At 55.9% G+C, this 26,993-nt stretch carries 26 protein-coding genes; 13 read left to right on the forward strand and 13 right to left on the reverse strand.

Annotated features, from left to right (window positions below):
• The first annotated feature begins 11 nt into the window (after positions 1–11).
• From pstB to phoB, 3 genes are read left to right on the forward strand one after another with little or no spacing between them, the layout of a single operon-like run.
• Entirely contained in the window at positions 12–809 is a 798-nt protein-coding gene (gene pstB / locus QNI81_RS06670) for a phosphate ABC transporter ATP-binding protein PstB (protein WP_039982877.1), read from the forward strand.
• A 16-nt stretch (positions 810–825) separates the two neighbouring features.
• Positions 826–1,536: a phosphate signaling complex protein PhoU gene (gene phoU / locus QNI81_RS06675; RefSeq protein WP_126136993.1), complete on the forward strand. Its 711-nt coding sequence runs from the start codon at positions 826–828 to the stop codon at positions 1,534–1,536.
• Positions 1,537–1,539: 3 nt separating this feature from the next.
• Entirely contained in the window at positions 1,540–2,229 is a 690-nt protein-coding gene (gene phoB / locus QNI81_RS06680) for a phosphate regulon transcriptional regulator PhoB (protein WP_005615597.1), read from the forward strand.
• A gap of 77 nt (positions 2,230–2,306) precedes the next feature.
• Here the strand turns inward: phoB and QNI81_RS06685 are convergent, their stop codons facing one another.
• Complete coding sequence (locus QNI81_RS06685) at positions 2,307–3,218, reverse strand: LysR substrate-binding domain-containing protein (protein ID WP_283967764.1); 912 nt, start codon at positions 3,216–3,218, stop codon at positions 2,307–2,309.
• 95 nt (positions 3,219–3,313) lie between these two features.
• Between QNI81_RS06685 and QNI81_RS06690 the strand changes: the two genes are divergently transcribed.
• The gene (locus QNI81_RS06690) at positions 3,314–4,537 is read left to right on the forward strand and encodes an acyl-CoA dehydrogenase (RefSeq protein ID WP_283967765.1); all 1,224 of its coding nucleotides are present in this window, start codon (positions 3,314–3,316) and stop codon (positions 4,535–4,537) included.
• A gap of 457 nt (positions 4,538–4,994) precedes the next feature.
• Here QNI81_RS06690 and QNI81_RS06695 read toward each other — a convergent pair whose 3' ends face one another.
• On the reverse strand, positions 4,995–7,397 hold the full coding sequence (locus QNI81_RS06695; RefSeq protein WP_283967766.1) for a GcvT family protein: 2,403 nt from the start codon (positions 7,395–7,397) through the stop codon (positions 4,995–4,997).
• A gap of 145 nt (positions 7,398–7,542) precedes the next feature.
• Between QNI81_RS06695 and QNI81_RS06700 the strand changes: the two genes are divergently transcribed.
• From QNI81_RS06700 to QNI81_RS06715, 4 genes are all read left to right on the forward strand, one after another.
• The gene (locus QNI81_RS06700; protein WP_110363774.1) at positions 7,543–8,430 is read left to right on the forward strand and encodes a MurR/RpiR family transcriptional regulator; all 888 of its coding nucleotides are present in this window, start codon (positions 7,543–7,545) and stop codon (positions 8,428–8,430) included.
• Positions 8,431–8,523: 93 nt separating this feature from the next.
• Entirely contained in the window at positions 8,524–9,495 is a 972-nt protein-coding gene (locus tag QNI81_RS06705; protein WP_126136997.1) for a TAXI family TRAP transporter solute-binding subunit, read from the forward strand.
• Between the two features lie 104 nt (positions 9,496–9,599).
• Positions 9,600–12,197, forward strand: coding sequence for a TRAP transporter permease (locus QNI81_RS06710; RefSeq protein WP_283967767.1), 2,598 nt, complete (start codon positions 9,600–9,602; stop codon positions 12,195–12,197).
• A complete protein-coding gene (locus tag QNI81_RS06715; RefSeq protein WP_005615579.1) occupies positions 12,197–12,628 on the forward strand; it encodes a universal stress protein in 432 nt (143 codons plus the stop codon). The genes QNI81_RS06710 and QNI81_RS06715 overlap by 1 nt, the downstream gene beginning before the upstream one ends.
• A 153-nt stretch (positions 12,629–12,781) precedes the next feature.
• Here QNI81_RS06715 and QNI81_RS06720 read toward each other — a convergent pair whose 3' ends face one another.
• The 10 genes from QNI81_RS06720 to iscR all read right to left on the reverse strand — a co-directional run bounded on the left by QNI81_RS06720 (position 12,782) and on the right by iscR (position 21,408).
• The gene (locus QNI81_RS06720; RefSeq protein ID WP_283967768.1) at positions 12,782–14,002 is read right to left on the reverse strand and encodes a cysteine desulfurase; all 1,221 of its coding nucleotides are present in this window, start codon (positions 14,000–14,002) and stop codon (positions 12,782–12,784) included.
• Positions 13,995–14,573 (reverse strand): YIP1 family protein, encoded by a 579-nt coding sequence (locus QNI81_RS06725; RefSeq protein ID WP_283967769.1) that lies wholly within the window; start codon positions 14,571–14,573, stop codon positions 13,995–13,997. Before QNI81_RS06725 ends, QNI81_RS06720 begins: the two co-directional genes overlap by 8 nt.
• Positions 14,573–15,058 carry a hypothetical protein gene (locus tag QNI81_RS06730; RefSeq protein WP_040641815.1) on the reverse strand — a complete coding sequence of 162 codons (486 nt, stop codon included), beginning with the start codon at positions 15,056–15,058 and terminating at the stop codon, positions 14,573–14,575. Before QNI81_RS06730 ends, QNI81_RS06725 begins: the two co-directional genes overlap by 1 nt.
• Positions 15,059–15,066: 8 nt before the next feature.
• Positions 15,067–16,347 (reverse strand): SufB/SufD family protein, encoded by a 1,281-nt coding sequence (locus QNI81_RS06735; protein WP_283967770.1) that lies wholly within the window; start codon positions 16,345–16,347, stop codon positions 15,067–15,069.
• On the reverse strand, positions 16,347–17,102 hold the full coding sequence (sufC, locus tag QNI81_RS06740; protein WP_005615554.1) for a Fe-S cluster assembly ATPase SufC: 756 nt from the start codon (positions 17,100–17,102) through the stop codon (positions 16,347–16,349). Before sufC ends, QNI81_RS06735 begins: the two co-directional genes overlap by 1 nt.
• A gap of 62 nt (positions 17,103–17,164) precedes the next feature.
• The gene (locus QNI81_RS06745; RefSeq protein ID WP_283967771.1) at positions 17,165–17,929 is read right to left on the reverse strand and encodes an FkbM family methyltransferase; all 765 of its coding nucleotides are present in this window, start codon (positions 17,927–17,929) and stop codon (positions 17,165–17,167) included.
• 19 nt (positions 17,930–17,948) lie between these two features.
• The gene (locus QNI81_RS06750) at positions 17,949–18,263 is read right to left on the reverse strand and encodes a heavy metal-binding domain-containing protein (RefSeq protein ID WP_005615548.1); all 315 of its coding nucleotides are present in this window, start codon (positions 18,261–18,263) and stop codon (positions 17,949–17,951) included.
• Positions 18,264–18,301: 38 nt separating this feature from the next.
• Positions 18,302–19,822, reverse strand: a complete 1,521-nt coding sequence (gene sufB / locus QNI81_RS06755; RefSeq protein WP_283967772.1) for a Fe-S cluster assembly protein SufB — start codon at positions 19,820–19,822, stop codon at positions 18,302–18,304.
• Positions 19,823–19,837: 15 nt separating this feature from the next.
• A complete protein-coding gene (locus tag QNI81_RS06760) occupies positions 19,838–20,881 on the reverse strand; it encodes a cysteine desulfurase family protein (RefSeq protein WP_126137003.1) in 1,044 nt (347 codons plus the stop codon).
• A gap of 68 nt (positions 20,882–20,949) precedes the next feature.
• Positions 20,950–21,408 carry a Fe-S cluster assembly transcriptional regulator IscR gene (gene iscR / locus QNI81_RS06765; protein ID WP_005615538.1) on the reverse strand — a complete coding sequence of 153 codons (459 nt, stop codon included), beginning with the start codon at positions 21,406–21,408 and terminating at the stop codon, positions 20,950–20,952.
• Between the two features lie 186 nt (positions 21,409–21,594).
• Here iscR and QNI81_RS06770 point away from each other — a divergent pair, with 186 nt between their 5' ends.
• The 5 genes from QNI81_RS06770 to typA all read left to right on the forward strand — a co-directional run bounded on the left by QNI81_RS06770 (position 21,595) and on the right by typA (position 26,065).
• Positions 21,595–22,248, forward strand: a complete 654-nt coding sequence (locus tag QNI81_RS06770) for an alpha/beta hydrolase (protein ID WP_005615535.1) — start codon at positions 21,595–21,597, stop codon at positions 22,246–22,248.
• Positions 22,248–22,496 (forward strand): hypothetical protein, encoded by a 249-nt coding sequence (locus tag QNI81_RS06775; RefSeq protein ID WP_283967773.1) that lies wholly within the window; start codon positions 22,248–22,250, stop codon positions 22,494–22,496. The genes QNI81_RS06770 and QNI81_RS06775 overlap by 1 nt, the downstream gene beginning before the upstream one ends.
• Positions 22,493–23,659 carry an HD domain-containing protein gene (locus QNI81_RS06780; protein WP_283967774.1) on the forward strand — a complete coding sequence of 389 codons (1,167 nt, stop codon included), beginning with the start codon at positions 22,493–22,495 and terminating at the stop codon, positions 23,657–23,659. Before QNI81_RS06775 ends, QNI81_RS06780 begins: the two co-directional genes overlap by 4 nt.
• 129 nt (positions 23,660–23,788) lie before the next feature.
• Entirely contained in the window at positions 23,789–24,118 is a 330-nt protein-coding gene (locus QNI81_RS06785; RefSeq protein WP_005615529.1) for a DMT family transporter, read from the forward strand.
• A 126-nt stretch (positions 24,119–24,244) separates the two neighbouring features.
• Positions 24,245–26,065, forward strand: coding sequence for a translational GTPase TypA (gene typA / locus QNI81_RS06790; protein ID WP_283967775.1), 1,821 nt, complete (start codon positions 24,245–24,247; stop codon positions 26,063–26,065).
• 68 nt (positions 26,066–26,133) lie between these two features.
• Here the strand turns inward: typA and QNI81_RS06795 are convergent, their stop codons facing one another.
• Positions 26,134–26,910 (reverse strand): class II glutamine amidotransferase, encoded by a 777-nt coding sequence (locus tag QNI81_RS06795; protein WP_283967776.1) that lies wholly within the window; start codon positions 26,908–26,910, stop codon positions 26,134–26,136.
• Positions 26,911–26,993 lie beyond the last annotated feature (83 nt).

Raw genomic sequence — 26,993 nt, forward strand, 5'->3', positions numbered from 1 at the left:
GGGGCACTACAATGAACGATATGACAGCAATGGATAGCACCGTGGAAACCCAACGTACCAAGATCGCAGCCAATGGCGTCAACGTCTATTACGGCGACAGCCATGCCATCAAAGACGTCAACGTCGAGATCGAGGACAAGACCGTCACCGCCTTTATCGGCCCATCGGGCTGCGGCAAGTCGACGTTTCTGCGCTGCTTGAACCGTATGAACGACACGATTGATATCTGCCGCGTGACGGGCGATATCCTGCTGGAAGGCGAAGACATCTACGACAAGCGCGTCGACCCGGTTCAGCTGCGCGCGCAGGTCGGCATGGTCTTTCAAAAGCCAAACCCGTTCCCGAAGTCGATTTATGACAACGTGGCCTACGGCCCGCGCATTCACGGCCTTGCAAAGAACAAGGCGGAATTGGATGAAATCGTTGAGAAATCTCTGCGTCGCGGTGCGATCTGGGATGAGGTTAAAGACCGTCTTCATTCCCCCGGAACAGGTCTGTCCGGGGGGCAGCAGCAGCGCCTGTGTATCGCGCGCGCCGTTGCCACCGAACCTGAGGTTCTGCTGATGGACGAACCCTGTTCCGCGCTTGACCCAATCGCCACCGCACAGGTCGAAGAACTGATCGACGAGCTGCGCGAAAACTACTCGGTGGTGATTGTGACGCACTCCATGCAACAGGCCGCCCGTGTGAGCCAGAAGACCGCGTTCTTCCACCTCGGCAACCTCGTGGAATTCGGCCCAACTGGTCAGATCTTTACCAACCCAGAAGATCCGCGCACCGAAAGCTACATCACTGGCCGAATCGGCTAAGTTGGAGAGATATCAAATGGTTGAACAACATATTGCATCTGCATTCGACCGCGACCTAGAGGCCATCCAGGCCCGGATCATGAAGATGGGCGGCCTTGTTGAGGCAGCCATCATGGAAGGCGCTCGCGCACTCGAGGCCCGCGATGAAGAACTCGCCGCAAAAGTGGTCAAAGACGATGCTGCGATCGACGGCCTTGAGGAGCTGATCAACGAGGACGCAGCGCGTGTCATCGCCATTCGTGCGCCCGCCGCGGTTGATTTGCGCGTGGTACTGAGCGTTATCAAAATCTCGGGCCATCTGGAGCGTGTCGGTGACTACGCCAAGAACATGGCAAAACGCACCGGCGTTCTGGCCCAAAGCCCCGCGGTTTCCGACAGCGCAGCAGCCCTGCGCCGGATGGCGCGCGAGGTCGAGTTGATGCTCAAGGATGCGCTCGACAGCTACATCCAGCGCGACGATGAACTGGCCCGCGACGTGATTGATCGTGACCGCGATGTGGACCAGATGTATAACGCTCTGTTCCGGGAATTCCTGACCCATATGATGGAAGATCCGCGCAACATTACGTCCTGTATGCATTTGCATTTTATCGCAAAAAACATCGAACGTATGGGCGACCATGTCACCGCGATTGCCGAGCAGGTGGTCTATCTGGTGACCGGCAACAAACCCGAAGAAGAGCGTGCTAAAGCCGACACCACGTCGGTCACGACGCAGGAGATCTAAGCTATGGCAGTCGATCAGCCCACTGTTCTGGTCGTCGAGGACGAACTGGCTCAGCGTGAAGTGCTGGCCTATAACCTGGAAGCCGACGGCTTTCGGGTGATCAAGGCGGAAAATGGCGAAGAGGCATTGTTACTCGTCGAAGAGGACATGCCTGACATTATCGTTCTGGACTGGATGATGCCCAATCTCACCGGGATCGAGATTTGCCGGCGCCTGAAAACACGCACTGATACGCGTGGGATTCCGATCATCATGCTCTCAGCCCGCTCTGAAGAGGTGGACAAGGTGCGCGGACTGGAAACAGGCGCGGACGATTACGTGGTAAAACCCTATTCTGTGATCGAGTTGATGGCACGGGTGCGCACGCAGCTTCGGCGGGTCCGTCCTGCCACGGTCGGTATGCGACTGGAGTTCGACGACATCATTCTGGATGCGGAAACGCATAAGGTGAGCCGATCTGAGCAACCACTGAAGCTGGGCCCGACTGAGTTCCGCCTGCTGTCTACCTTTATGGAAAAACCGGGTCGGGTTTGGAGCCGCGAACAGTTGTTGGACCGTGTTTGGGGGCGCGACATCTACGTGGATACCCGCACTGTTGACGTCCATATCGGGCGGTTGCGCAAGGCGCTGACCCAGCATGGCGGCGATGATCCGGTCAGAACCGTGCGCGGCGCAGGCTACGCTCTCGGTTAAAGGACTACATAAGGTATTTTGCGTAACGAGTTCTAGCGGCTTCGGAATTCCCGGGGCCGTTGTTACATCCGGCTGATCTATCTTGGCAACGGATCTTCGGGTTGAGCCTGCCCGGCGAGCCATTCCCGAAACTGGGACAGGCCACTATGACGGGACTTCGATGTTGGCCAGACCAGATAATACGCGCCGCCTATGTCCTCTGAGACATGATGGAGCGCAACTAGGCGACCTGTGGCCAGATCCTGCTCCACCAGATAATCAGGCATCAACGCAACGCCCAAGCCATGCAGCGCGGCCTGGCTAATGGTGGAGAATTGATCATAGATCGTGCCCCCAAGATTGCCCTCAGTAGGCACATTCTGTCGTGCAAACCAATCTGCCCACGCATGAGGGCGGGTCTGGATGTGCAGCAAGGGCAGGGAGAGGATATCTCGGGGTGCCTCGATTTTGGCACGTCCCGCCAAATCCGCCGAACACACTGGGACAAGCTGTTCGTGCTTTAGCAACAGCGCCTGTGTTCCTGGCCAATCCGCATTTCCAAAATGTATAGCCGCATCAAAGCTCTCTGAGGCAAAGTTAAACGGAGCCAAGCGCGTGGACATATTGATTGTCACATCCGGGTGACGACGGGAAAACTCCGGCAGGCGCGGCATTAACCAGCGCATGCCAAAGGCAGGCAATATCGCAAGATTGAGGCTTCCGGCCAGAGGCGCAGATTGCAGCTGGAGCGTTGCTTTGGCGATCCGATCCAATGCGTAGCGCACCTCTTCGGCATAGGCAGTCGCATCAGGTGTCAATGACAGGGATTTTCCCTCGCGCACCACCAGTTCTACGGCCAACTGCCGCTCAAGTGCTTGCAACTGACGACTTACGGCACCTTGCGTAAGCGATAACTCCGCCGCAGCTGAAGACGCACTGCCCAGCCGGTCCAGCGCTTCGAGCGCACGCAGCGAGGCAATGGAGGGAAGGAAACGGCGGGGCACAGACATGTATGAGGTATTGTCATATGTGATTGCGAAAGTCTCGCTGTTTTTTGCAGCTTCACGAGCTTAAGGTCTCGTCAACACTTTCACAGGAGGTCCCCATGCTGGATGACAAACCGACCCTTCGCGCAAAAGATGCACCTGACCTTGGCCGCTTCAGCTGGGACGATCCCTTGCGCCTTAGCGATCAGCTGACCGAAGATGAACGCATGATCGAAGCGTCTGCACGCGCTTATGCACAGGAAAAACTGCAAAGCCGCGTGACTGACGCTTATGAGAACGAGCAGACCGACCCCGAGATCTTTCGCGAAATGGGCGAGATGGGGTTGCTGGGCACCACGATCCCCGAGGAGTACGGTGGACTGGGTGGTGGCTATGTGTCCTACGGTCTGGTCGCGCGCGAGGTGGAGCGCGTGGATAGCGGCTATCGCTCCATGATGTCGGTTCAAAGCTCGCTGGTGATGTATCCCATCTATGCCTATGGCAGCGAAGAGCAGCGTCAAAAGTACCTGCCGAAACTGGCATCTGGCGAGTGGATCGGCTGTTTTGGCCTGACGGAACCGGACGCAGGCTCTGACCCCGCCGGAATGAAAACCCGCGCCGAAAAAACAGATGGCGGCTACCGGTTGACCGGCTCCAAGATGTGGATCTCGAACTCACCAATCGCGGATGTGTTCGTCGTTTGGGCCAAGTCTGAAGCGCATGGCGGCAAGATCCGCGGGTTTGTGCTGGAAAAAGGCACCAAGGGCCTGTCCGCACCGAAAATTCAGCAGAAAATGTCTCTGCGTGCATCGATCACCGGCGAAATCGTTCTGGACGGTGTCGAGGTCGGTGAAGATGCATTGCTGCCGCATGTCGAAGGTTTGAAAGGGCCGTTTGGCTGTTTGAACCGGGCACGCTATGGCATCAGCTGGGGAGTCATGGGCGCGGCGGAGGCCTGCTGGCACGCCGCTCGCCAATATGGTCTTGATCGCCACCAGTTTGGCCGCCCCTTGGCGAACACGCAGCTGTTTCAGCTGAAACTGGCCAATATGCAAACCGAAATCGCGCTTGGCCTGCAAGCCTCTCTGCGTGTTGGACGACTGATGGATGAGGCCAATGCAGCGCCGGAGATGATCTCCATCGTGAAGCGCAACAACTGCGGCAAGGCGTTGGAAGTCGCCCGTCATGCGCGAGATATGCATGGTGGCAACGGCATCAGCCTCGAGTTCCAAGTGGTCCGGCACATGATGAACCTTGAGACGGTGAACACCTATGAAGGCACCCATGATGTGCACGCGCTGATCCTCGGGCGCGCGCAAACCGGCCTTCAGGCGTTTTTCTAAACCTTAACGCGACACAATAATGCAAATCCGCCCTTGCAATTATGCAAGGGCGGTCATTTTGCGGGGGTTCCCTTATGACGCCCGCCCAGCAATTCTAATTGCGAAACAAGCCTCTCGATGAGACCTTAACACTCGGGTTAACAACGACGCCTGAAACTCCTTAGCGAATTGAGAGCGCTGTTAAGCTCTCTTAATGGGCGCAGTGTGATTTGCGTTCGTGACGGCATGACCTCATCATTGACATCTAGGTACATCATTTTTTGCAAACTCCGTGATTTAAGATTTGTTAGGGCTGCGGTCGGGCATTGTCGCAAAACCAGCGCCGTGAGTGGCTCTGCGCCCCTCCGCCATTCAGTTAACAACCTCTGCATCTTTTCCGTAACCTCGACACGGCTGATAGGGAAGCACCTGAAAAATTGAAGGGCGAGAGCCAGCGCGACCCTCGCGGTCCGGTTCATCACTCGTCCATATTGCGCATCCGACTGCCTTTGGGGTCAAACAGCGCGCCCAGATGCACAGTTGCCGTGAACTTTTGCCCTGCGATATTGACATCAACCTGATCACCACCGACGAACCCGGTTTTGCAAAATGCCAATGCAACTGGACGTCCGACCCGATACCCAAAGGCACAAGAGGTGGTATGCCCGATGATCTGATCCCCTGAATAAACAGGTTCATGCCCCAGTGGCACCGCATCTGGATCATCAAGTATGAGCGATACGACTTGATGTGTGGCAGAAGTTTTTCGTTTCTCTTCAACAGCCTCTGCGCCGATGTAGCCGCCAGATTTGCGCAGGGCAAAGCCTAGACCAACGTCCAATGGAGTGACATCGCTGTCCAACTCATGCCCCATGGCGCAAAAGCCTTTTTCAATTCGCATCGACGTCTGTGCATAAAGACCCGCTGGCGCGGCTCCGGCTTGGGTCAATGCGCGATACACATCTTGTGCATGGGCGGCGCGACAGGTGATTTCCCAGCCCGCTTCGCCCACATAAGATAGACGCGCAGCCCGAATATGATGGCCGGCAATGGTCGCTTCGCCATGTTTGAAGTAGTTTATCCGCGTCAGGCTTTCGGCACCGACCGCGCCAGCAATCTTCGCAGCCTCCGGCCCCATCAACCCAAAAATCGCGTATTCTTCCGTTGTATCACAGATACTTACATCGTATCCTTCACCGTGCTGCAGGAACCACGCCATATCGCGTTTTATGGCTGCGGTTCCAACAAACAGGCGATAGTGATCCTCTGTAATCCGTTGCGCCGTGATGTCGCTCTCGAAGGTGCCGCGTTCATTCAACACCGCCGTATAGATGACAGATCCAGGCGCGCGTGCCATTCGCCCTGCGCAAACATGCAAAAGGAATGCCTCTGCATCCGGCCCCGTTACGTCAATTTTGCCAAAGGAAGAGGCATCAAATATTGCAGCGCGTTGGTGCGCCGCCTCGACTTCTGCTGCGACAATGGCAAACCAGTCGGGCTTGTCGAACCGAAGTTTTGGTTCTGCGGTTTTACCAAAATATAGCGGACGCTCCCAGCCATACACCTGGCCAAACTGGGCCCCAGCCGCGCGATAGTCGCTATCGACGGGCAGGGGGCGCAGATCCCTAGCGGTTGAGAGCTGCTTGCCCGGGTATGCGATTTCGTAATGGGTTCCGAGGATTTCTGGCGCTCGGGCCATCAGATGATCAAGCGAATTGAAGACAGGTGCAAAGCGTTTGGCGTCTGCCTCAGACAAATCGTAAGCGGGCGCACCATGCACGATTGCATGCGCAAGGTTCATGCCCGCGCCACCGCCCGATGCGATGCCAACGGAGTTCATGCCGCAGCCAAGGAAGAGCCCACGGGTTTCTGCAGTTTCACCCAACATGAATGTGCCATCCGGTGTAAAACTCTCTGGCCCGTTGAGCAGCATTTTAACCTCAGCCGTTTCCAGCGCGGGCAGGCGGTGCAGAGCGTTGAGCATCATCGGTTCGAAATGATCCCAATCCTCTGGCAACAGACCATATTCGAAACTCTCATCCAGAATGCCGGGCGCAATCGGTTTGCCCATCGGCTCAAAACACCCCACGAGGAGGCCGCCGGAATCGTCGCGGATGTAAAGATGGTTGTCGTGATCCGACAGCGTTGGCGTGTTTCCTTCAATCCCATCGATCGGCTTCGTCAGCAGATAGAAATGCTCACAAGCGAGGGCAGGGACCTCCGCACCGGCCATGGCTCCGACCTCACGTGACCACAGCCCCGCACAGAGCGCAATTGCGTCACACTTCACCACACCTTGCGTGGTTTCAACTCCTTTTACGCGCCCGTTTTCCGTAAGAATGCCAGTGACGCCCGTTCTTTCAAAGATACGTGCACCCAGTGACTTAGCGCCCTTAACTAAGGCGGCGCAGACATCGGAAGGCGACACGCGGCCATCGTCCGGTGACCAAACAGCGCCGAGCACATCATCCGCGTTCATCAACGGCCAGCGCTCTTTGGCTTCTTCGGTCGAAATCGAGCTTGCGTCGATCCCATAAGCATGCGCCAGCGCCTCTTGTCGTTTGATGTGGGTAAGGCGGTCCGGATTTGTCGCGAGCGACAATGAGCCTTTTTGAATCCATCCCACGTTTTGCCCGGTTTCACGCTCAAGCTGGCTGTATAGCTCGACAGAATATTGGATCATCCGTGTGAGATTGCGCGAATGACGCAAGGCGCGTACTTGGGCTGCAGAATGCCATGTGGTGCCGGATGTTAGTGCATTGCGCTCGAGCAAAATGGCATCATTCACCCCCATCTTGGCGAGGTGATAGAGGGTCGAGCACCCCATAATTCCGCCGCCGATGACGACAACAGATGCATGAGCGGGAAGGGAGGTGGACATGAGTTCGTTCCATTTCTGCGGCAGCAGACGTTGCATGCCGATGGGTGGGGCACGCGAAAAGCCTTGATGAAATCACAAATCTCGTCAATGTAGGTGAAAAATAACATTCGTTATCAGGCCGCAATGCGCTGACGCAGGTGAGAACGTGGACCCAACCATCCGAAATAAAACAATAACTCGCCTCAAGGAAGAAATCCCCGAGCTGTCACCCCGGCTGCAAGTGGCGGCAAAGTACATTGTCGATCACCCTGCGGATTTTGGCCTCGACTCGATCCGCGACACGGCGCGAAAGGCGGATGTGTCGACCTATACACTTGTGAGAATTTCAGAGCGGCTGGGCTTTGATAGCTATGAGGACATGCGCGACCCATTTCGCGTGGCTCTGGTGGCTCCGACACAATTCATTGACGCGCCGGAGTGGATCAACAGATGGCGGGAAAGCGGTGAAATTGGACAAAAACAGGCCGAAGCCGCACTGAATTCTATGGCGATTGTGCAGCGTAGTTTGGAGGGGCAGAACCTTAAACAGCTGCAACGGGTGGCGGAAATGCTATTGGGTGCCAAGAATGTCTATTTGACGGCTGTGCGCGCAAGCTATTCAATTGCCTACTACTTTCACTATGTGGGGCGCATGGCGCTGCCCTCGTTGCAGCTGATTCCACGCCATATCAACAGTGCCATTGATGAATTGAATTACGCTGACGAGGGCGATGTGATGATCGCTATTACACTTACCCCGTATTCTCGTGAAACCATCGAAGCCTGTGAATTCGCACGAAAAAAAGGTGTGAAGCTGGTGATGATCTCCGATAGTGAGGTCATTTCTTCAAATTTCACCCCTGAAGAAACTCTGGTTGCATCTACACTAAGCACACATCACTTTGGGTGTTATACGGGCGTTATGGCTGTGGCCGAAAATCTCGTGTCATTGCTGGTTGCTTTGGGGGGGCAGGATGTGAAGGACAGAATCACGTCGTACGAGACCTTACGCAAAGACAACAACGCCTATTGGGTGGCGAAGAAAAAACATTAGTTATGTCGTGACTACAAAAATAACTTGTGGAAGCATCGCCCGCATACTATCGGCACCGCGACCGATTTCGGTTTTAAATCAGGGAGAGAACTTATGGTCCTCAAACAAACACTTCTCGCATCTGCTGCAACTGTTGCTCTGGGCTTTGCCGGCGCGGCATCCGCAGCTGAGCAACAGTTCATCACCATCGGCACCGGCGGTGTGACAGGCGTTTATTACCCCACTGGTGGCGCGATCTGCCGCCTGGTGAACAAAGACCGCAAAGAGCACGGCATTCGCTGCTCGGTGGAATCCACCGGTGGTTCTGTTTACAACACCCGCACCATTCGCGAAGGCGAGCTGGAGTTCGGTGTTGTTCAGTCCGACGTGCAAAAAGCGGGTCTCGACGGCACCGGCGCATTTGAAGCAGACGGTCCTTTTGAAGGCCTGCGTGCGCTGTTCTCGGTCCACCCCGAGCCGATGCACCTGATGGCACGCAAAGATGCAAACATCGCATCCGTCGATGATCTTAAAGGCAAGAAGGTCAACATCGCGAACCCCGGTTCCGGTACCCGCGTTCTGGCTGACACGCTGATGCAATACTCTGGCCTGAGCGCCGATGATTTCGCACTTGCGGCAGAGCTCAAGTCTTCTGAGCAGGCGGCAGCGCTGTGTGACGGCAAAATCGATGCAACCATCTGGGCCTCCGGTCTGCCGAATGGCTCGAGCCAAGAAGCAACCTCGTCCTGTGACGTGAACATCGTACCGCTGTCCGGTGAAAACATTGACACTCTGCTTGCTGAGAACACGCCTTACGCGGCTGCAACCATTCCCGGTGGCATGTACCCAGGTAACCCGGACGACATCCCGTCCTGGGGCCCTAAAGCAACCTTTGTGACCTCCGCAGATGTGTCTGACGAGGTGGTCTATGCGGTTGTGAGCGCGGTATTTGAGAACTTTGATGACTTCAAGAAACTGCACCCGGCCTTTGCACGTCTCAGCGAAGAAGAAATGGTGAGCGATGCGCTGTCCGCAGAGATCCACCCTGGCGCGATGAAGTACTACAAAGAACGCGGCTGGAAGTGATACTGTCACTTTTATCGTAAAATCAAAGGCTTTCGCTCCTGCGTTCAGGGGCGAAAGCCGTTTTCGTTTCAACAAGAGTGTATAACAAACCGGGTGGGGACACGATGACAGATAATCAAAGCGCCGCGGCTCAGGAAGATCGTTCGCTTGACGATTTTGTAGCCGACAGCGACACCGGCGGCCGTTCGCCGCGAGATGCATTGGGGCGCAATGCGCTTTGGTATTTACCGCTCGTCTGGTCTCTATATCAGCTTTGGATCGCGTCACCGTTGCCGTTCGTTCTTGGCGTAGGTGTTTGGAATGATACGCAAACCCGTGCCATTCATCTTGGCTTTGCGGTGCTCTTGGCCTTTATTGCGTTCCCCGGTTTAAAAACGAGCCCGCGCCATCATATCCCGATCCCGACTTGGATTATTGGCATAATTGGCGCGCTTTGTGCTTCGTATCTGTTTTATGCCTACGCAGGAGTCGCGGCGCGCTCCGGTGCCCCCAACCAGACGGATATCATTGTCGCGGTAATCGGTTTGGTGCTGCTTTTGGAGGCGGCGCGACGCAGCCTTGGCTTCCCGCTGATGGGCGTGGCACTGTTTTTCCTGGCGTATGTCTTCTTTGGCTCGTCGCCATGGTTGCCCGAAGTGGTGCAGTGGAAGGGCGCCTCAATCAACAAAGCCATGAGCCACATGTGGCTTACAACCGAAGGCGTCTTTGGTGTCGCACTTGGCGTATCTTCAGGTTTTGTGTTTCTTTTCGTACTGTTCGGCGCGCTTCTTAATCAGGCCGGGGCAGGGAACTACTTCCTGAAACTGGCCTTTGCCGCCTTGGGACACCTGCGCGGTGGCCCGGCAAAAGCCGCCGTCATCGGCTCTGCTGCGACGGGTTTGATTTCAGGATCGTCCATCGCCAATGTGGTTACGACTGGCACGTTCACCATTCCGCTGATGAAACGTGTAGGCTTTCCCGCCACCAAAGCTGGCGCGATCGAGGTCTCCTCGTCGATCAACGGCGTTCTGACACCGCCCGTGATGGGCGCGGTGGCCTTCCTGATGACCGAGTATGTCGGCATTCCATACGTCGAGGTTGTGAAGACTGCGATTATCCCCGCAGCGATCTCTTACATCGCTCTGGTCTATATCGTGCACCTCGAAGCACTCAAAATGGGCATGAAGGGCTCTCGCCGGATGCACCCGGTCAAGTTCTTCCTCGGTGCGATTTTCACCATCGCCATTTCTATCATCATCGGTGGCGGAACCCTTTGGCTTTGCGGTGTGTTTGTGAATGCGCTCGAAGGGATCGCAGGCGGGGCCAGCACGTGGCTGATTGTAGCGATCATGGCCGTTCTCTATGTTCTGGCGCTCAAAGTTGCCGCGGCGCATGAGGATCTGGAAATCAGCATCGAGTCGATGCAGAACCTGCCGCCCACGCGTGAAATCTTTAAGACCGGCATTCACTACATCATGCCAATCCTGTTGCTGATGTATCTGTTGATGATCGAGCGCAAATCGCCGGGCCTCTCTGCCTTCTGGTCGTCGGTTGCAATGCTGGTGATCCTCGCCACTCAAAACCCGATCAAGGCGATGTTCCGCGGACAAGACAATGCAATTGCTGAGTTTAAGCAAGGTGTTGCAGACATCTTTGAAGGTCTGATCATCGGCGCACGCAATATGATCGGTCTGGCCTGTGCCATGGGTGTTGCTGGTATCATTGTTGGTGCGGTGACCCTGACAGGGATCGGCCAGGTGATGGCGGAGTTTGTTGAATTCCTCTCCGGTGGCAGTGTCATGCTGATGCTGATCTTTGTTGCGCTGATCTCCATTGTGCTCGGCATGGGTTTGCCCACAACCGCCAACTATATCGTGGTAAGCTCACTGATGGCGGGTGTTGTGGTGGAACTGGGCGCGCAAAACGGTCTGATCGTACCGCTGGTCGCGGTGCATATGTTCGTGTTCTACTTTGGGATTATGGCGGATGTGACACCGCCAGTGGGGCTTGCGAGCTTTGCCGCAGCTGCGATTTCCAAAGGCGATCCACTGCGCACAGGTTTTCAGGCGTTCTTCTACTCAATCCGGACCGCATTGTTGCCGTTCCTGTTCATCTTCAACACCGATCTATTGCTGATTGATGTGGGGCCGGTTCAGGCAGTGTTCGTCTTTATCGTGGCGATGATTGCGATGCTGCTGTTTGCGGCATCCACGATGAACTATTTCATCGTGAAATCAAAGATCTGGGAAAGCGCGCTGCTGCTTCTGGTGGCGTTCACTCTGTTCCGTCCGGGCTTCTTCCTCGATCAGCTGCAACCTGCGTTTGAAACCCGTCCGGGGTCTGCGGTCTATGAAATGGCCGAGAACGTGGAAGATGGCGGAACATTGCGTGTGCGTCTGCTGGGTGAAAGCCTTGAAGGCGATATGGTCGATGCGCGTTTCCTGCTGCCGCTGGGTGAGCAGGGTGCCGATGGTCAAACCCGTCTTTATGACGGCGCAGGCATTGAGTTCCGCGATGAAGATGGCAAGATCTATGTGGACAATCTGAACTTCGGCGGTCCGGCAGAGCAACTTGGCATCGATTTCGACTGGGAGCTGGTCGAGATGGAAGTTGAGGCAGATCGCATGCCGAAAGAAATCTTCTATCTGCCGGCGTTCCTGATCCTTGGTTTCGTCGTCTTCCTGCAACTCGGCCGGAAGCGCAAAGAAGAAGGAGTAGCCTGATGACCAAACACGTACTTTGCGCTGTCGACCTGACGCATATGGATGCTGAAGAGGCATTGCTGAAACGGGCAGCGGAGCTCGCTGAATTCTACGGAGCCACGCTCAGCGTGGTGACCGTAGTCCCGGACTATGGCATGAGCATCGTGGGCTCGTTCTTCAAAGACGGCACCATGAAGGAGGCGGTCAAAGAAGCGGACCGCCAACTACATGCCTTTGTTAAAAAGGTCGTGCCAGACATGAAGGGTGTCCAGCACATCGTTGAAGTCGGGGCAAATGTCTACGAGATGATCCTTGATGCGATCAAACGGTCTGAAGCTGACTTGGTGGTCATGGGTGCACATAAACCGGAGTTGATGGACCGGCTGCAAGGACCGAACTCAGCACGTGTGGCGCGATACGCCAAATGCTCGGTTCTGATCGTGCGCGACTAATACCGGCTGATAGTAAATAAAAAACGCGCTCCGAATTGGGGCGCGTTTTTCGTATGAGAGAGGTGGCATACAACTTCCCATATGGATACCCTATAATCAGTATTATGTAAAGTACGATTGCAGGATGTAGCAGAGCATTACTCCTAATAAAGCTCAGCCAAACAAATCATGTGCCAGTTCAAGGGCTTCAACGAGGCGATCAACCTCTTCGCGGGTGTTGTACATCCCAAAAGACGCACGACACGTTGCAGTAACGCCAAGATGATCCATCAACGGTCCCGCACAATGATGACCCGCGCGTACAGCGACGCCTTTCTTGTCGAGGATCGTCGAGATGTCATGCGCATGTGCAGCGCCCTCAAGCGTCAGACTGAAAATAGCGGCCTTACCCGGTGCGTGCCCCTGAATGTTCAGCCAGTTCAATCCTTTGAACCGCTCAGCTGCATAATCGCGCAAGTCCGCCTCATGGGCCGCGATCTCCGCCATTCCGACATTCATCATGTAATCTAGCGCGACACCAAATCCGATGGTCTGGACGATCCCGGGCGTTCCAGCCTCAAATTTCATTGGCGGATCATTGTAAATCACCTGATCCTTGGAGACTTCCTTGATCATGTCACCACCACCAATGAATGGACGCATTTCAGCCATTCGCTCGGGGCGAATGTAGATCGCGCCAGATCCCGACGGGCCGTAGAGCTTATGTCCGGTCACCGCATAGAAGTCGCAACCAAGATCCTGAACATCTACGGGCATGTGAACCGCACCTTGCGATCCATCCACAAGTACCGGAACACCTTTGTCATGTGCGCCAGACGTAATGGATTTTACATCAACAACAGTTCCCAAGACGTTGGAACATTGTGTAATTGCGATCAGTTTTGTTTTAGGTGTGATCGCATCCAGAACCTTTTGCGGATCGAGGCTTCCGTCCGCTTCGGTGTCCACCCATTTCAGAACCACACCCTGACGTTCCCGTAGGAAATGCCACGGAACAATATTCGCATGATGCTCCATCACCGACAGAATGATCTCATCACCAGCTTCCATCCGGGGCATTGCCCAGGAATAAGCTACCAGGTTGATGCCTTCGGTGGTGCCAGAATTTAGGACAATGTGATCCTCATCCGCAGCGTTCAGGAACTTCGCAATAATTCCGCGCACGCCTTCATACTTCTCGGTCGCAAGATTAGAGAGGTAATGCAAGCCACGGTGAACATTAGCATATTCCTCAGCATATGCCTTGGTCACCGCATCGATCACAACCTGTGGTTTTTGCGCGGACGCACCATTGTCGAGATAAGTCAGCGGTTTGCCATTCACTTCGCGCGACAGGATCGGAAAGTCAGAGCGGATTTTTTCGACATCATACATTGGACGTCTCCAGAATTGTGGGGAGGAACACCCCCATCAGGATCAGAACGGCGATCATGGCGCCGATACCCGCAAGGACTATGACACCGGCGGATCTTGCCATGGAATTCAGACCAAAACCTACGTTGGTAAAATGTGCAAGCACATAGAGTCCGTAGACCGCAGCCGCGAGGTTAAACAGCACAGCAACGGGTGCGATCACGAAAACAAGAACAATCGCAATCACTTGCACAATGATATTCACAATGCGCAGCCATACGAGCAAGCCCAGAATAGTGGTGAAGTTGGCCTCTCGCCCCATCCATTTCGCAGCGGTGATCGAAGCGATCGTATAACTCAACTGAAGAACAACGAGAAACACACCAAACATCGCCGGGCTCAGCCCCGGAAAGAGCGTGTTCGATGGATAGCCAAGCAGGTATCCCTGCACCGCGTAGAGGAAAACGCTCAGCACGACATTCAATGCGAAACCGGTCCAGACCACATCAAAGCTGAGTTGCATTGATATGATCCGGCGTGCGGCACTGGCCGGGTCAGTGACAGTTTCCACCAAGAGGTCTTTGAAATTCATTAGTTTTTACCCCAATAGGCCTCAATGAGACCGGAGATCCAAAACCAGAGGAACACCACAACCCACAAGATACCGACAGCACTCAAGGCTGGTCCGGGTCCAATGAACCCCGCGACCAGTCCATTCAGGAGCAACAGAGGAGAGGATGCAAGCATCGCCCAAAACAGTGCGAGGCGACCACAGTATCCATCCCCCTGCCCGCCTATCATGCGCATCAGGAAATGAGAAATCATCGCAAGCGCATAAAGAGCAAGCGGCGCGATGAATATGATACCCAATAGCGCACCGCCCAGAAGCATGTTCAACTCCTGCCCGGTCAAATGCGCCTCACGCGCGAGGCGGGGCATTTGCGCGATGAACATCAGCACACAAGCCCCCATTACAAAAGCCAAAAGCCGGTCTTCTCTTGGCCCCATAGCGAGAAGCCGCGCAATTACCTTGCGCGGCCCCCGATACGTTGCCGTGATGTCTGTGGTCACAGCCATGCCAGACCTCAGCGCCGCCGGGCGAGCCAGCCGTAAAGGCGGTCGTTGATGCTGGCGGCGATTTCATCATCCTCGATCTCTTCCACTGCCTCCGCGAGGAAAGCGAGCGTCATCAGGTCGGTTGCTTCCGATTCAGGAACGCCGCGAGAGCGCAGATAGAAAAGCCCATCCTCATCAATCGCGCCTGAGGTGGAGCCATGCGAGCAGGCCACATCATCAGCGTAGATCTCAAGTTCTGGTTTGGCGAGGAATTGGCTGTCGTCATCCAGAAGCAAAGACTGAGAAATCTGATATCCATCAGTCTTTTGCGCGCCTTCTTTCACCAGAATTTTGCCTTGAAATACACCCGTTGCCCCATTGCGCAGAACCTTTTTGAAAACCTGACGGCTCTCGCAGTTCACCGCGTCGTGGGTGACAAAAACAGTGTCATCATGGTGAAAATCACCATCGCCCACACAGGCACCCGCCACATGCGCCACGGCATCATCACCGAGGAACTCAACCACAGCTTCGTTGCGGGTCAGGACGCCGTTTACCGTAAGCGTAAAGCTCTTGAACACAGACTCCGTTCCCAAGCGCGCAAAGAGATGTGTCGCTGCACGACGCTCGTGATCACGCCCCTGAGCGCGCACCAAGTGGAGCGTGCCATTGTCTGCGATATCAATTTCCATCGCCTTGTTAAAACGCGAGGCGGCCGGGCCGTTTTCAAGGATCGTCGCCTCGGCACCGCTGTCCACCTTGATCACATGATGTAGGATCGCATCGGAGCTCTCAGTTTCGTGACGATAAACCAGATTGATCGGTTTGGACGGCTTTCCGGTAACGTGAATAACCACACCATCGGTTGCAAAAGCGGTGTTGAGCGCGGCCAAAGGGCGCTCAACCGGTGTTTGACCACGCGCTTCAAGAACACCGTATATGTCCTTGGCCCAATGGATATCTTTGCCTTGGATTTCAGCAAGGCGTTCGATGTTCACACCCTCCAGAGAGAGATCATCAGAGGCCTCAGCATCAAAGACACCATCGACAAAAACGATGCGAATGCGATCAAACGTATCAAACATCGGTGCTTCGCCGCTGTCGAACACAGCTGCATTCAGCGCGTCCGCAGAGGTCAGCGTGTCAGGACGGGTGTATTTCCAATATTCATCACGCCGGTCTGGCAGGCCCATGGTCTGAACCCGAGATACGGCTGCACGGCGCGCAGCATCGAGACATCCGCCTTCGGGCAGAGACAGAGACGCAAGACGGGTCTCTGTCGTCGATTGTTTCAGCTCAGGAAGTGCCATTATGCCACCTCGGACAGGATGTCTGCGTAACCGTTGTTTTCAACTTCGAGCGCCAGCTCGGGTCCACCGGTTTTCACGATGCGACCATCAGCCATGATGTGAACAACGTCAGGTTTGATGTGATCCAGCAGACGCTGGTAGTGCGTGATGACAAGGAAGCCCCGACCCTCGTCGCGCAGCGCGTTCACACCGTCGGCAACCAGTTTCATGGCATCGACGTCAAGACCGGAGTCGGTCTCGTCGAGAATGCACATTTTCGGCTCCAGCATCGCCATCTGCAGGATTTCGTTACGCTTTTTCTCACCACCAGAGAAGCCAACATTGACCGGGCGCTTCAGCATTTCGGCGTCGATCTTCAGCTCTTTGGCTTTCTCGCGCACGTGCTTGAGGAAATCCGTGGCCGACAGCTCTTCTTCGCCGCGGGCCTTGCGCTGTGCGTTTACCGCAGTGCGCAGGAAGGTCATGTTGCCCACGCCGGGAATCTCGACCGGGTATTGGAAGGCAAGAAAAACACCAAGTGCGGCGCGCTCTTCCGGTTCCAACTCTAGCAGTTCTTCGCCCAGCAAAGATGCTGACCCTTCGGTCACCTCGTAGCCATCCTTACCCGACAGAACGTAGGACAAGGTGGATTTACCGGAGCCATTCGGGCCCATGATCGCGTGCACTTTACCTGCCTCGACGGTCAGGTTTACGCCTTTGAGGATTTGCTTGTCTTCTTCCTCAAGTTTCACGTGTAGGTTTTTGATTTCGAGCATATCTTTCGCCTTTTTCTTGTTGCCGCGAGTGCCTGGGGCACATGCTGCGTGTCGGAGGTTCGTCAGCTTTCCACATCCGTTTGGATCGGTTTGATGACGTAATTCTTATTCGTTTTGTAGCGCTGCAGCGTGTCGCAGATCCCATATCCCATTCGTGCGATCAGGGTGTGGAATGCATCGTCATTTTCTTGATCGACCTCGACCAAAAGCGCAGGCTGGCATCGGCTAATCGTATCCTGAAGGCCAGAAAGGACTTGTATTTCCATACCTTCCACATCGATCTTAATGAAGTCGGGGTGGTCATTTTTCAGAGCCAGATCGCCTGTTGTGATTTCAATATCGCCCTCTCCCGGCAACATTTTCGCGGCCCCGAGATTTCGATCCCGCAGCTCCATCCCAAAGCCCACACGCGGCTCTGCGCCCAATCCTTTTCCAAGATGGCTCATGTCGTATTTCGTCGCGAGCCCGTTAGCGGAGATATTCGCCAGCAGCAGCTTGAGCGCCTTTGGATTGGGTTCAAATGGGATGACACGCGCCGCCGACAGAAAAACCGCCGCATAAAGTCCGTGGTTCCCCACATTAGAACCAATGTCTACGAACGTACCGCCAAGAGGGAAAAGAGATTTGATAACAGCGAGTTCTTCCTCTTCGTAGAAGCGCCCCTCTCGATGAGAGCGTTGGATCGGGTCACGCTGCATATCGACAGAGAACACCATGCGCTGACCATAAATCTCGCTGGTATAGAGAGACACCTCCGGGAATCCCACGGATTTCCCTGAGGAAATTCGGTCGATGAATTCACGAAGTTGGAGAGGATCAAAAAGCACGGCTTATTCTCTGACTGGGTTAACCGATCACGACAGCGGTGCCGCTGGCCGAGACCATCAACATCGATTGGCCGACGACTTCATAGTCGAGGTCGACGCCCACAACAGCATTTGCGCCAAGCGCACGCGCGCGGTCTTCCAACTCGCTCAGCGCCGTTTCGCGTGCGTCTTGCAGCTTACTCTCATAAGCGCCTGATCTTCCACCAACAATGTCGGTGATCTGGGCAAAAACATCACGGACAACATTCGCGCCCATGATCGCCTCACCCACAACGATGCCCTTGTATTCGGCGATCTGGTAGCCCTCAACGGAACCGGTGGTCGTAACGATCATGGTGCAGTCTCCTTTTTGTCCTTGCCAAGGGCCGGACATCAGCCAACAGATCCTTCGAGCGAAATCGCAACCAGCTGCTGCGCTTCCATTGCGAATTCCATCGGCAGCGCTTGCAGCACGTCCTTGCAGAAACCGTTCACAACCAGTGCGACGGCCTCTTCTTCGTCCATGCCACGCTGGCGGCAGTAGAACAGCTGATCGTCATCCACCTTGGAGGTTGTCGCCTCGTGTTCGCAGCGCGAGGAATTGTTCTTCACCTCGATGTAAGGCACTGTATGCGCACCACATTTGTCACCGATCAACAAGCTGTCGCACTGGGTATAGTTGCGCGAATTTTTCGCTTTGGGGTGCATCGACACCAGACCGCGATAGGTGTTCTGCGCCTTGCCAGCGGAGATCCCTTTGGACACGATCCGGCTTTTGGTGTCTTTGCCAAGGTGGATCATTTTGGTGCCGGTGTCGGCTTGCTGCATATTGTTGGCGATGGCGATGGAATAGAACTCGCCCTGGCTCTCGTTGCCGCGCAGGATGCAGGACGGGTATTTCCATGTCACGGCAGAGCCGGTCTCAACCTGCGTCCACATCACCTTTGCGCGGTCGCCACGGCAATCAGCCCGTTTGGTCACAAAGTTGTAAATGCCGCCCTTGCCGTTTTCATCACCGGGGAACCAGTTCTGAACGGTGGAGTATTTCACTTCGGCATCTTCTTCGATGATGATTTCGACCACGGCCGCGTGCAGCTGAGCGGTGTCACGCTGCGGTGCAGTACAGCCTTCCAAATAGCTGACATAGCTGCCTTTATCGGCGATGATCAGGGTGCGTTCGAACTGGCCGGTGTTCTCCGCGTTGATGCGGAAATAGGTGCTGAGCTCCATCGGGCAGCGCACACCCGGCGGCACGTACACAAACGAACCATCAGAAAAGACAGCGGAGTTGAGCGTCGCATAGAAGTTGTCCGACACAGGTACCACGGTGCCGAGGTATTTCTTCACCAATTCAGGATGTTCGCGGATCGCTTCTGAGATAGAGCAGAAAATCACGCCCGCTTTTTTCAGTTCTTCCTGAAAGGTTGTGCCGACGGACACAGAGTCAAACACCGCATCCACAGCAACCTTGCGACCCTCGGAGGGCGCATCTTCAGCTCCTTCAACGCCCGCAAGAATCATCTGCTCTTTCAAGGGGATGCCGAGCTTTTCGTATGTAGCCAACAGCTTAGGATCGACTTCATCGAGCGACTTTGGCTTCACTTCCATGCTTTTTGGGCGCGCGTAGTAGTACTGATCCTGAAAATCGATCTCAGGATAGTTCACCATCGCCCAATTCGGCTCTTTCATGCCCTGCCAGCGCTCAAACGCTTTCAGACGCCATTCGGTCATCCACTCCGGCTCTTCGTTTTTCTCGGAAATCAGGCGCACGATATCCGGGTTCACGCCTTTGGGGGCGTATTCCATCTCGATATCGGTGTCCCAACCGTATTTATACGTGCTGACCTCGCGCACCGCATCCACGGTTTCCTGATCAACGCCTTCCTTGGCTTCGAATTGGTCCAGAGCGGCCATCGTCTTCTCCTGAACTCACGCCGAGCGGGCGCGATGTTTCTTCTGTTTGGCGCACCACGCTTCTGCAAAGCGCAGCACATCCGTTTCGGTCGTGTCGGCCCCGAGCGATACGCGGATCGCCCCCTGAGCCGTCGTCTCATCAAATCCCATTGCGGTCAGAACGGCGCTCGCGCGCACCTTGCCGCTGGAGCAGGCACTGCCTGCGCTGATCGCAAAACCTGCCAAATCCATCTGCATAACCTGCGTCTCCCCCTTCCATCCGGGGGTCGCAAAGCAGGAAGTGTTTGGCAGGCGGCGCGCATCCTTACCTACGAAAATAGTGTCCGGGCACTCAGCCGCAACCGCCTTTTCTAGAATATTTCTAATTTCTGCAACCCGGTCCCAGACCCCGTTGTTCAGATCCTTTGCGGCCACTTCAGCTGCGGCACCGAACCCTGCGATTCCAATCACATTTTCGGTTCCAGAGCGGCGCCCCATTTCCTGGCCACCACCTTTAATCTGCGCCGCAAGATCGGTGCCACGCTTCAGCACGACCGCACCGATACCTTTGGGGCCGCCGAGCTTATGCGCGGAAATCAGCGCCATGGTCGCGCCCATCCAGTTGAAGGCGACCGGCAGCTTGCCAAAGGCCTGCGTTGCATCTGTGACCGCAAGCCCTTCGGGCAGGTCCTGAATGACACCCGTCTCGGAATTCGCCAGTTGCACACAGGAGTTTTGCGGGTCTGTCACGCACACGCGCCCAGAAGGGTCAACCGCCAAATCTTCTACAGTCCAGGCCCTTACGGCATCATGCTCAAGCGTTGCGCCATGAAGGTCGCGCCCCATAAGAGCCAATGTAGCGCCCTCGGTCGATCCGGATGTAAAAACCACATCGGCACCATCCGCACCAAAGGCAGCAGCAATCTGGGCACGGGCGCGTTCAACCACAGCCTTGGCCGCACGCCCTTCGGCGTGAACCGACGACGGATTACCACAGACGTCCATGGCTGCAATCATCGCGGCGCGCGCTTCGGGGCGCAGCGGTGATGTGGCATTGTGATCTAGATAAACACGAGTCATGGAGTCATATTTTTATTGTTGCAGAACATTGTGGTCTTGGTGCCAGCATTCAAGCTGGCCACGTTGTCTTATTCATCGACCACCGAGAACAGGTTCGGAACGGCCGGGCAAGGCGCCAGTTCATTGGCGATGACGTCAGACAGCCGGGTTTGATGCAGGAACACATAGACATGGGCGCTCAACCCTTCCCACAACCTGTTGGTCAGGGATTGCGCACGACTTCCGCTTGATCCCCCAGACGCACCTGCCCCTTTGTGCATCGCATCAACAGTCTCATCAACGGCCGCAAGAATCTCAACCACACGGATCTCCGACGCAGGTCGGGCGAGACGATAGCCTCCGCCCGGTCCGCGCACAGAAGCGACCAGACCGCCACGGCGCAGCTTTACGAAGAGTTGCTCTAGATAAGGCAAGGAAATATCTTGTCTTTTGGAAATGTCGGCCAGGACAACCAGACCTTCTGACGGTTGCAATGCAATGTCAGCCAAGGCCACCATTGCGTACCGTCCTTTTGTCGAAAGCTTCATCTGCTAACCCTTTTGTCGAAAAAGCAGCAAATGATTGACGATAGCCCTGTCAATGCGTATCTCAGCTTGACACGGTGCCGGTCCTTCACCTGCGCCTCTTTAGAATAGTTCTAAGGTGTCGGATAGAATTCGTCAAGTATTTGTCTCCGCCACCTCGCCAAAAAGCAGAGTAGGATCAACCCACCCATGCCTGAGGTCATTTTCCCCGGACCCGAAGGACGCCTGGAAGGCCGTTATCACCCGCAGAAGGAAAAGGATGCGCCGATCGCAATCGTGTTGCACCCGCATCCGCAATTCGGCGGCACCATGAACAACAAGGTGGTCTACAACCTCCACTATGCGTTCTACAACATGGGTTTTACCGTATTGCGGTTTAACTTCCGTGGCGTGGGCCGATCGCAAGGTGAATACGATCAGGGCGTCGGCGAACTCTCGGATGCCGCGTCCGCGTTGGATTACCTACAGTCGATGAACAACAACTCCAAGCATTGCTGGGTTGCAGGATTCTCCTTTGGGGCCTGGATCGGCATGCAGTTGTTGATGCGTCGCCCGGAGATCACTGGATTCATCTCGGTTGCGCCGCCTGCGAACATGTATGACTTCTCGTTCCTGGCGCCCTGCCCGTCTTCGGGGCTGATCATCAACGGCACCGCAGACCGCGTAGCCCCGCCTGCGGATACGGTGAGCCTTGTGAACAAACTTCACGAGCAAAAAGGCATCACCATCACCCATGATGAGATCGAGGGTGCGGATCACTTCTTCCAAGAGCCGCATATGGACACGATGATCGGAAATGTCTCCGATTACGTCAAACGGCGCCTCACTGAGACCACCCGCTGATGTCGACGCTGGACACACTGGCTGCAAAGCTGGCGGAGGATACCCTCAAGGTCCAGGACGCACTTGGTGAAGACCGCATGTATATGGAGATCGCCCAAGTTCTCGGGGCGGCCTCCCAATCTCTCGAAGAAGCTTTTCTGACAGAGGTTCGAATTCGCCTTGCCGAGCGCAAGGCGCGCGACTTTCTCAACAAACGGCTTGAGGCTGCTAAGGCAGAACTCGAGGCAGAGGCAAAAAACCGATCATGACGACCCATCTTGTGCAGCAGTTCGAATTCCTCTCTGAAATCGAAAGGCTGCGCGAGGTGGAGCGGCAGAATCTCCTGCTCGATGGCAGCCGGGTTGAGAACTCAGCCGAACACAGTTGGCATCTGGCACTCTATGCGCTGGCCTTTGCGTCCTATGCCCCGCCCGCTGTGTCCATCCCGCGCGTCATTCAGATGCTTTTGCTGCATGACATCGTTGAAATCGACGTTGGCGATCATCCTATTGACGAACCCACTGACTGGGCTGCTGTAGCCGAGGCCGAAGAGCAGGCTCAGAAGCGGATATTTGGCCTGTTGCCAAAGGCGCAGGGGGATGAGTTGCAATTGCTCTGGCGGGAGTTTGAGGCCGCAGAGAGTGCCGATGCGCGCTTTGCAAAAGCGCTGGACTACTGCCAGCCTATCTTCCAAACGCTTTGCGCTGTTTCGCCTCCTGAGGATCACCTTCGCGTGGTTCGTGAAAACCTGACGACCGGCCGCGCAACCACCTTAAAAGACCGCTTCCCAGAGGCCTATGCAGCGGCGCTTGAACTCATGAATGGCGCAGAGGTCAGCGATCTTAATTTTGCTGCAAGGCTCGCCTTCGTGTCCGAGGCGGACCGGTTGAAGTCTATCCTACGCGCCTCTCGCATTGCCTCTGGTCGGCGCTATGAGAATTCAGCAGAACACAGCTGGCACATTATGCTTTATGCGTGGATCTTGGCCCCCTACAGCGCGTCACAAGTCGATGTGACGCGCGTTTTGACCATGCTGCTGCTGCATGATCTGGTGGAAATAGATGCCGGTGATGTCCCGATCCACTCGAAACTTGACGCAGATGTGCTCGCGCGGATCGAGGCAGAGGAACTGGCAGCAGCGCAACGCATCTTTGGCCTCCTTCCAGCAGCCCAGACTGAGGAATGCCTGAAGATCTGGCAAGAGTTTGAAGCCGCAACCAGCAGCGATGCCATCTTTGCCAAATCCATCGACCGGGTGCAGCCGGTGCTGTTGAACATCGCGACCGGTGGCGGCAGTTGGATTGAGTATAACGTCACCCTGCCCCAGCTTGAGAGCCGGGTCGGCGCTAAGATCGCGCGTGGCGCGCCACAGGTCTGGGGATATGTGCGCGCGCAACTGTTGCCGTGGTTTACAGAGCGCGGCAGGCTTTAACCCCACATTGGTGTGAACAGGAAGCCTCGGGGGCATTTCCCCTCTTGCGCCAGTCTGCAAGGCAGGATTTGAGGGTGATGTCACCGCAACTTACCCTGCAGGTGGCCTCATGACGCTAGAGGACACGCCATGCATTATCTCTACTTGATGGCCGCTGTATTGGCCGAAACCATTGGCACCACCGCCCTTCAGGCCAGCCAGCAATTCACCCGGCTGGTGCCGTCGGTGATTGTTGTCATCGCTTACGCTGTGTCTTTCTTTTTGATGAGTCTGACGCTCAAATTCATGCCAGTTGGTATCGTTTACGCAATCTGGTCTGGACTGGGGATTGTTCTCATTGCGGCGATTGGCTTCCTTGTCTTTGGTCAACGCATTGATCTGCCAGCAATTGCGGGAATGGCGATGATTATTGGCGGCATCCTCATAATCCATCTGTTCTCGACCAGTTCGGGGCATTGAGACCTCCGAACTTGCAAGAGATGTCGCGGCAGTGCGGCGACAGTTGTAGGTTTGTCCCTCTTTTGCACTAGCCATGGGGGCTTTATCGGGGTATGCGCCCGGCAACCCCAATCAAAGGCATACCTTATGGACCTGCGCAATATTGCGATCATCGCGCACGTTGACCACGGCAAAACCACACTGGTTGACGAGCTTCTGAAACAATCCGGCGCCTTCCGCGAAAACCAGGCCGTGGCAGAACGCGCCATGGACTCCAACGATCTGGAACGCGAACGCGGCATTACCATTCTGGCCAAAGCCACCTCTGTGGAATGGAACGGCACCCGTATCAATATCGTCGACACCCCCGGCCACGCCGACTTTGGTGGCGAAGTGGAGCGCATCCTCTCCATGGTTGATGGTGTGGTGCTGCTGGTGGACGCTGCCGAAGGCCCGATGCCGCAGACCAAATTCGTGACCTCCAAGGCGCTGGCGCTGGGTCTGCGCCCCATCGTGGTGCTGAACAAGGTCGACAAGCCCGACGCTGAGCCTGACCGCGCGCTGGATGAATGCTTCGATCTCTTTGCCAATCTTGGTGCAGATGACGATCAGCTTGATTTCCCGTCCATGTATGCCTCCGGTCGCTCCGGTTGGGCCGATATGGAACTGGATGGCCCGCGCAAGGATCTCTCGGCGCTGTTTGACCTCATCGTGAAGCACGTCCCCGCGCCCAAGCAGATCGCACAGAAGGATGAGCCCTTCCGCATGCTGGCCACCACGCTCGGCTCCGACCCCTTCATGGGCCGTATCCTGACCGGCCGTGTTGAGAGCGGCACGCTCAAGGTCGGTGACAACCTCAAGGCCCTGAGCCGTGAGGGTGACCTGATCGAGAATTTCCGCGCCACCAAGATCCTCGCGTTCCGCGGTCTTGCCCAGCAGCCGATTGACGCCGCCGAGGCGGGTGACATCGTCACGATCGCGGGCATGACCAAAGCCACCGTTGCGGACTCGCTGGTGGATACCTCGGTCACCGAGGCCCTGCCCGCGCAGCCGATCGATCCTCCAACCATCACCGTGACCTTTGGCATCAACGACAGCCCGCTCGCGGGTCGTGACGGCAAGAAAGTCCAGTCGCGCGTGATCCGGGATCGCCTGATGAAAGAGGCGGAGTTGAACGTTGCGATCGAGGTCACCGACACCCCCGGTGGCGAGGCGTTTGAGGTCGCGGGCCGTGGCGAATTGCAGATGGGCGTACTCATTGAGAACATGCGTCGCGAAGGGTTCGAGCTGTCGATCTCCCGCCCGCAGGTGCTGTTCTCCGAGGAAAATGGCCAGCGCATGGAACCCGTCGAGGAAGCCACCATCGACGTGGATGACGAATATTCCGGCGTGGTGATCGAAAAGCTCACCGGCAACCGCAAGGGTGAGCTGGTCGAGATGAAGCCCGCTGGTGCCGGCAAGACCCGCATCATCGCGCATGTTCCGTCGCGTGGCCTGATCGGCTATCACGGCGAGTTCCTGACCGACACTCGCGGCACCGGCGTTCTGAACCGCGTGTTCCATGGCTGGACCCCGCACAAGGGCTCCATCCCGGGCCGTCGCGCTGGCGTGCTGATCTCCATGGAGAACGGCCAATCCGTGGCCTACGCGCTGTGGAACCTCGAAGAGCGCGGCAAAATGTTCATCGGCGCACAGGCTGACGTCTACACCGGCATGATCATTGGCGAGCACAGCCGCGACAATGACCTTGAGGTGAACCCGCTCAAAGGCAAGAAGCTGACCAACGTGCGCGCCTCCGGCTCTGATGATGCCGTGCGCCTGACCACGCCGGTTACGCTCTCGCTGGAAGAGGCAATTGCCTACATCAACGACGACGAGTTGGTCGAGGTGACGCCGAACTCCGTACGCCTGCGCAAGCGCTACCTTGATCCGCATGAGCGTAAGCGGATGGCAAAGGCCAACGGCTGATAGCTGCCTAGAATATGCAAAAAGGCCCGGTCACCTTTGACCGGGCCTTTTCATTTCTGCATGTTAAATCAAAGAACAGGAACAAAATCCTCTATTTCCGCATCCTCTGCTGTGTATCGACAGAAGGACCCGGCGGGCACGGATTGCCAGCACTCTCCCTTATGCAAGGGTTCAGACACCACCAGACGCCCGCGGCCGTCGGCTGTCTTGCTGCTGTAAACGGTCGGTGCCAGATGATCGGAGGCATAACGCACTGCATAAAGCGCGCCGCCGCAGCTAAAGGCGGCACCAATCCGCATATGGGGTGTGTGGCCGAACTCCCGACTCAGGCTTTCGAGTTTCCCCACCGCCCGCTGCATCGCGCCTTTGGGATCTTCATAAAGTCCCTCCGCAATTGCGATCAGGAACAAGGCCTCACTGTCCGTGGCCCCCTTACGCGCGCCATATAGTTCGTCCGGGATCATCATGTCGACCCGGCGGCGGAAATTCTCAAATCCGCCAACCTGTCCGTTGTGCATAAATGACCAGCACCCATGCGTGAAAGGATGGCAATTGTTGCGGCTGGTTGCGGTGCCGGTCGAGGCGCGTACATGCGCCAAAAACAGACCGGAGCGCACCTGATGAGTGATCGACCGCAGGTTGGGATCAGACCACGCCGGATGCGTGTCTCGGTAGAGCCCCGGCTCCTCACGACTGTCATACCACGCAATTCCGAACCCATCGGCATTGGTTTGTGTTTTACATTCAAAGGCATGGATCGATTGTGCGACCAGCGATTGCTCTGGTTTGCACACAACTTCGTCCAGATAGACTGGAGCGCCGATATACGCGGCCCAACGGCACATGATGTTCTCCTCGACTCGTCGCGATATCCTGTCACCGAGACGTCAAGGCACTGTTAATCATGAAAAAGGGCCACGCGAAACGC

It is taken from the genome of Tritonibacter sp. AK171, from assembly GCF_030127025.1.
Classification (GTDB): Bacteria; Pseudomonadota; Alphaproteobacteria; order Rhodobacterales; family Rhodobacteraceae; genus Epibacterium; species Epibacterium mobile.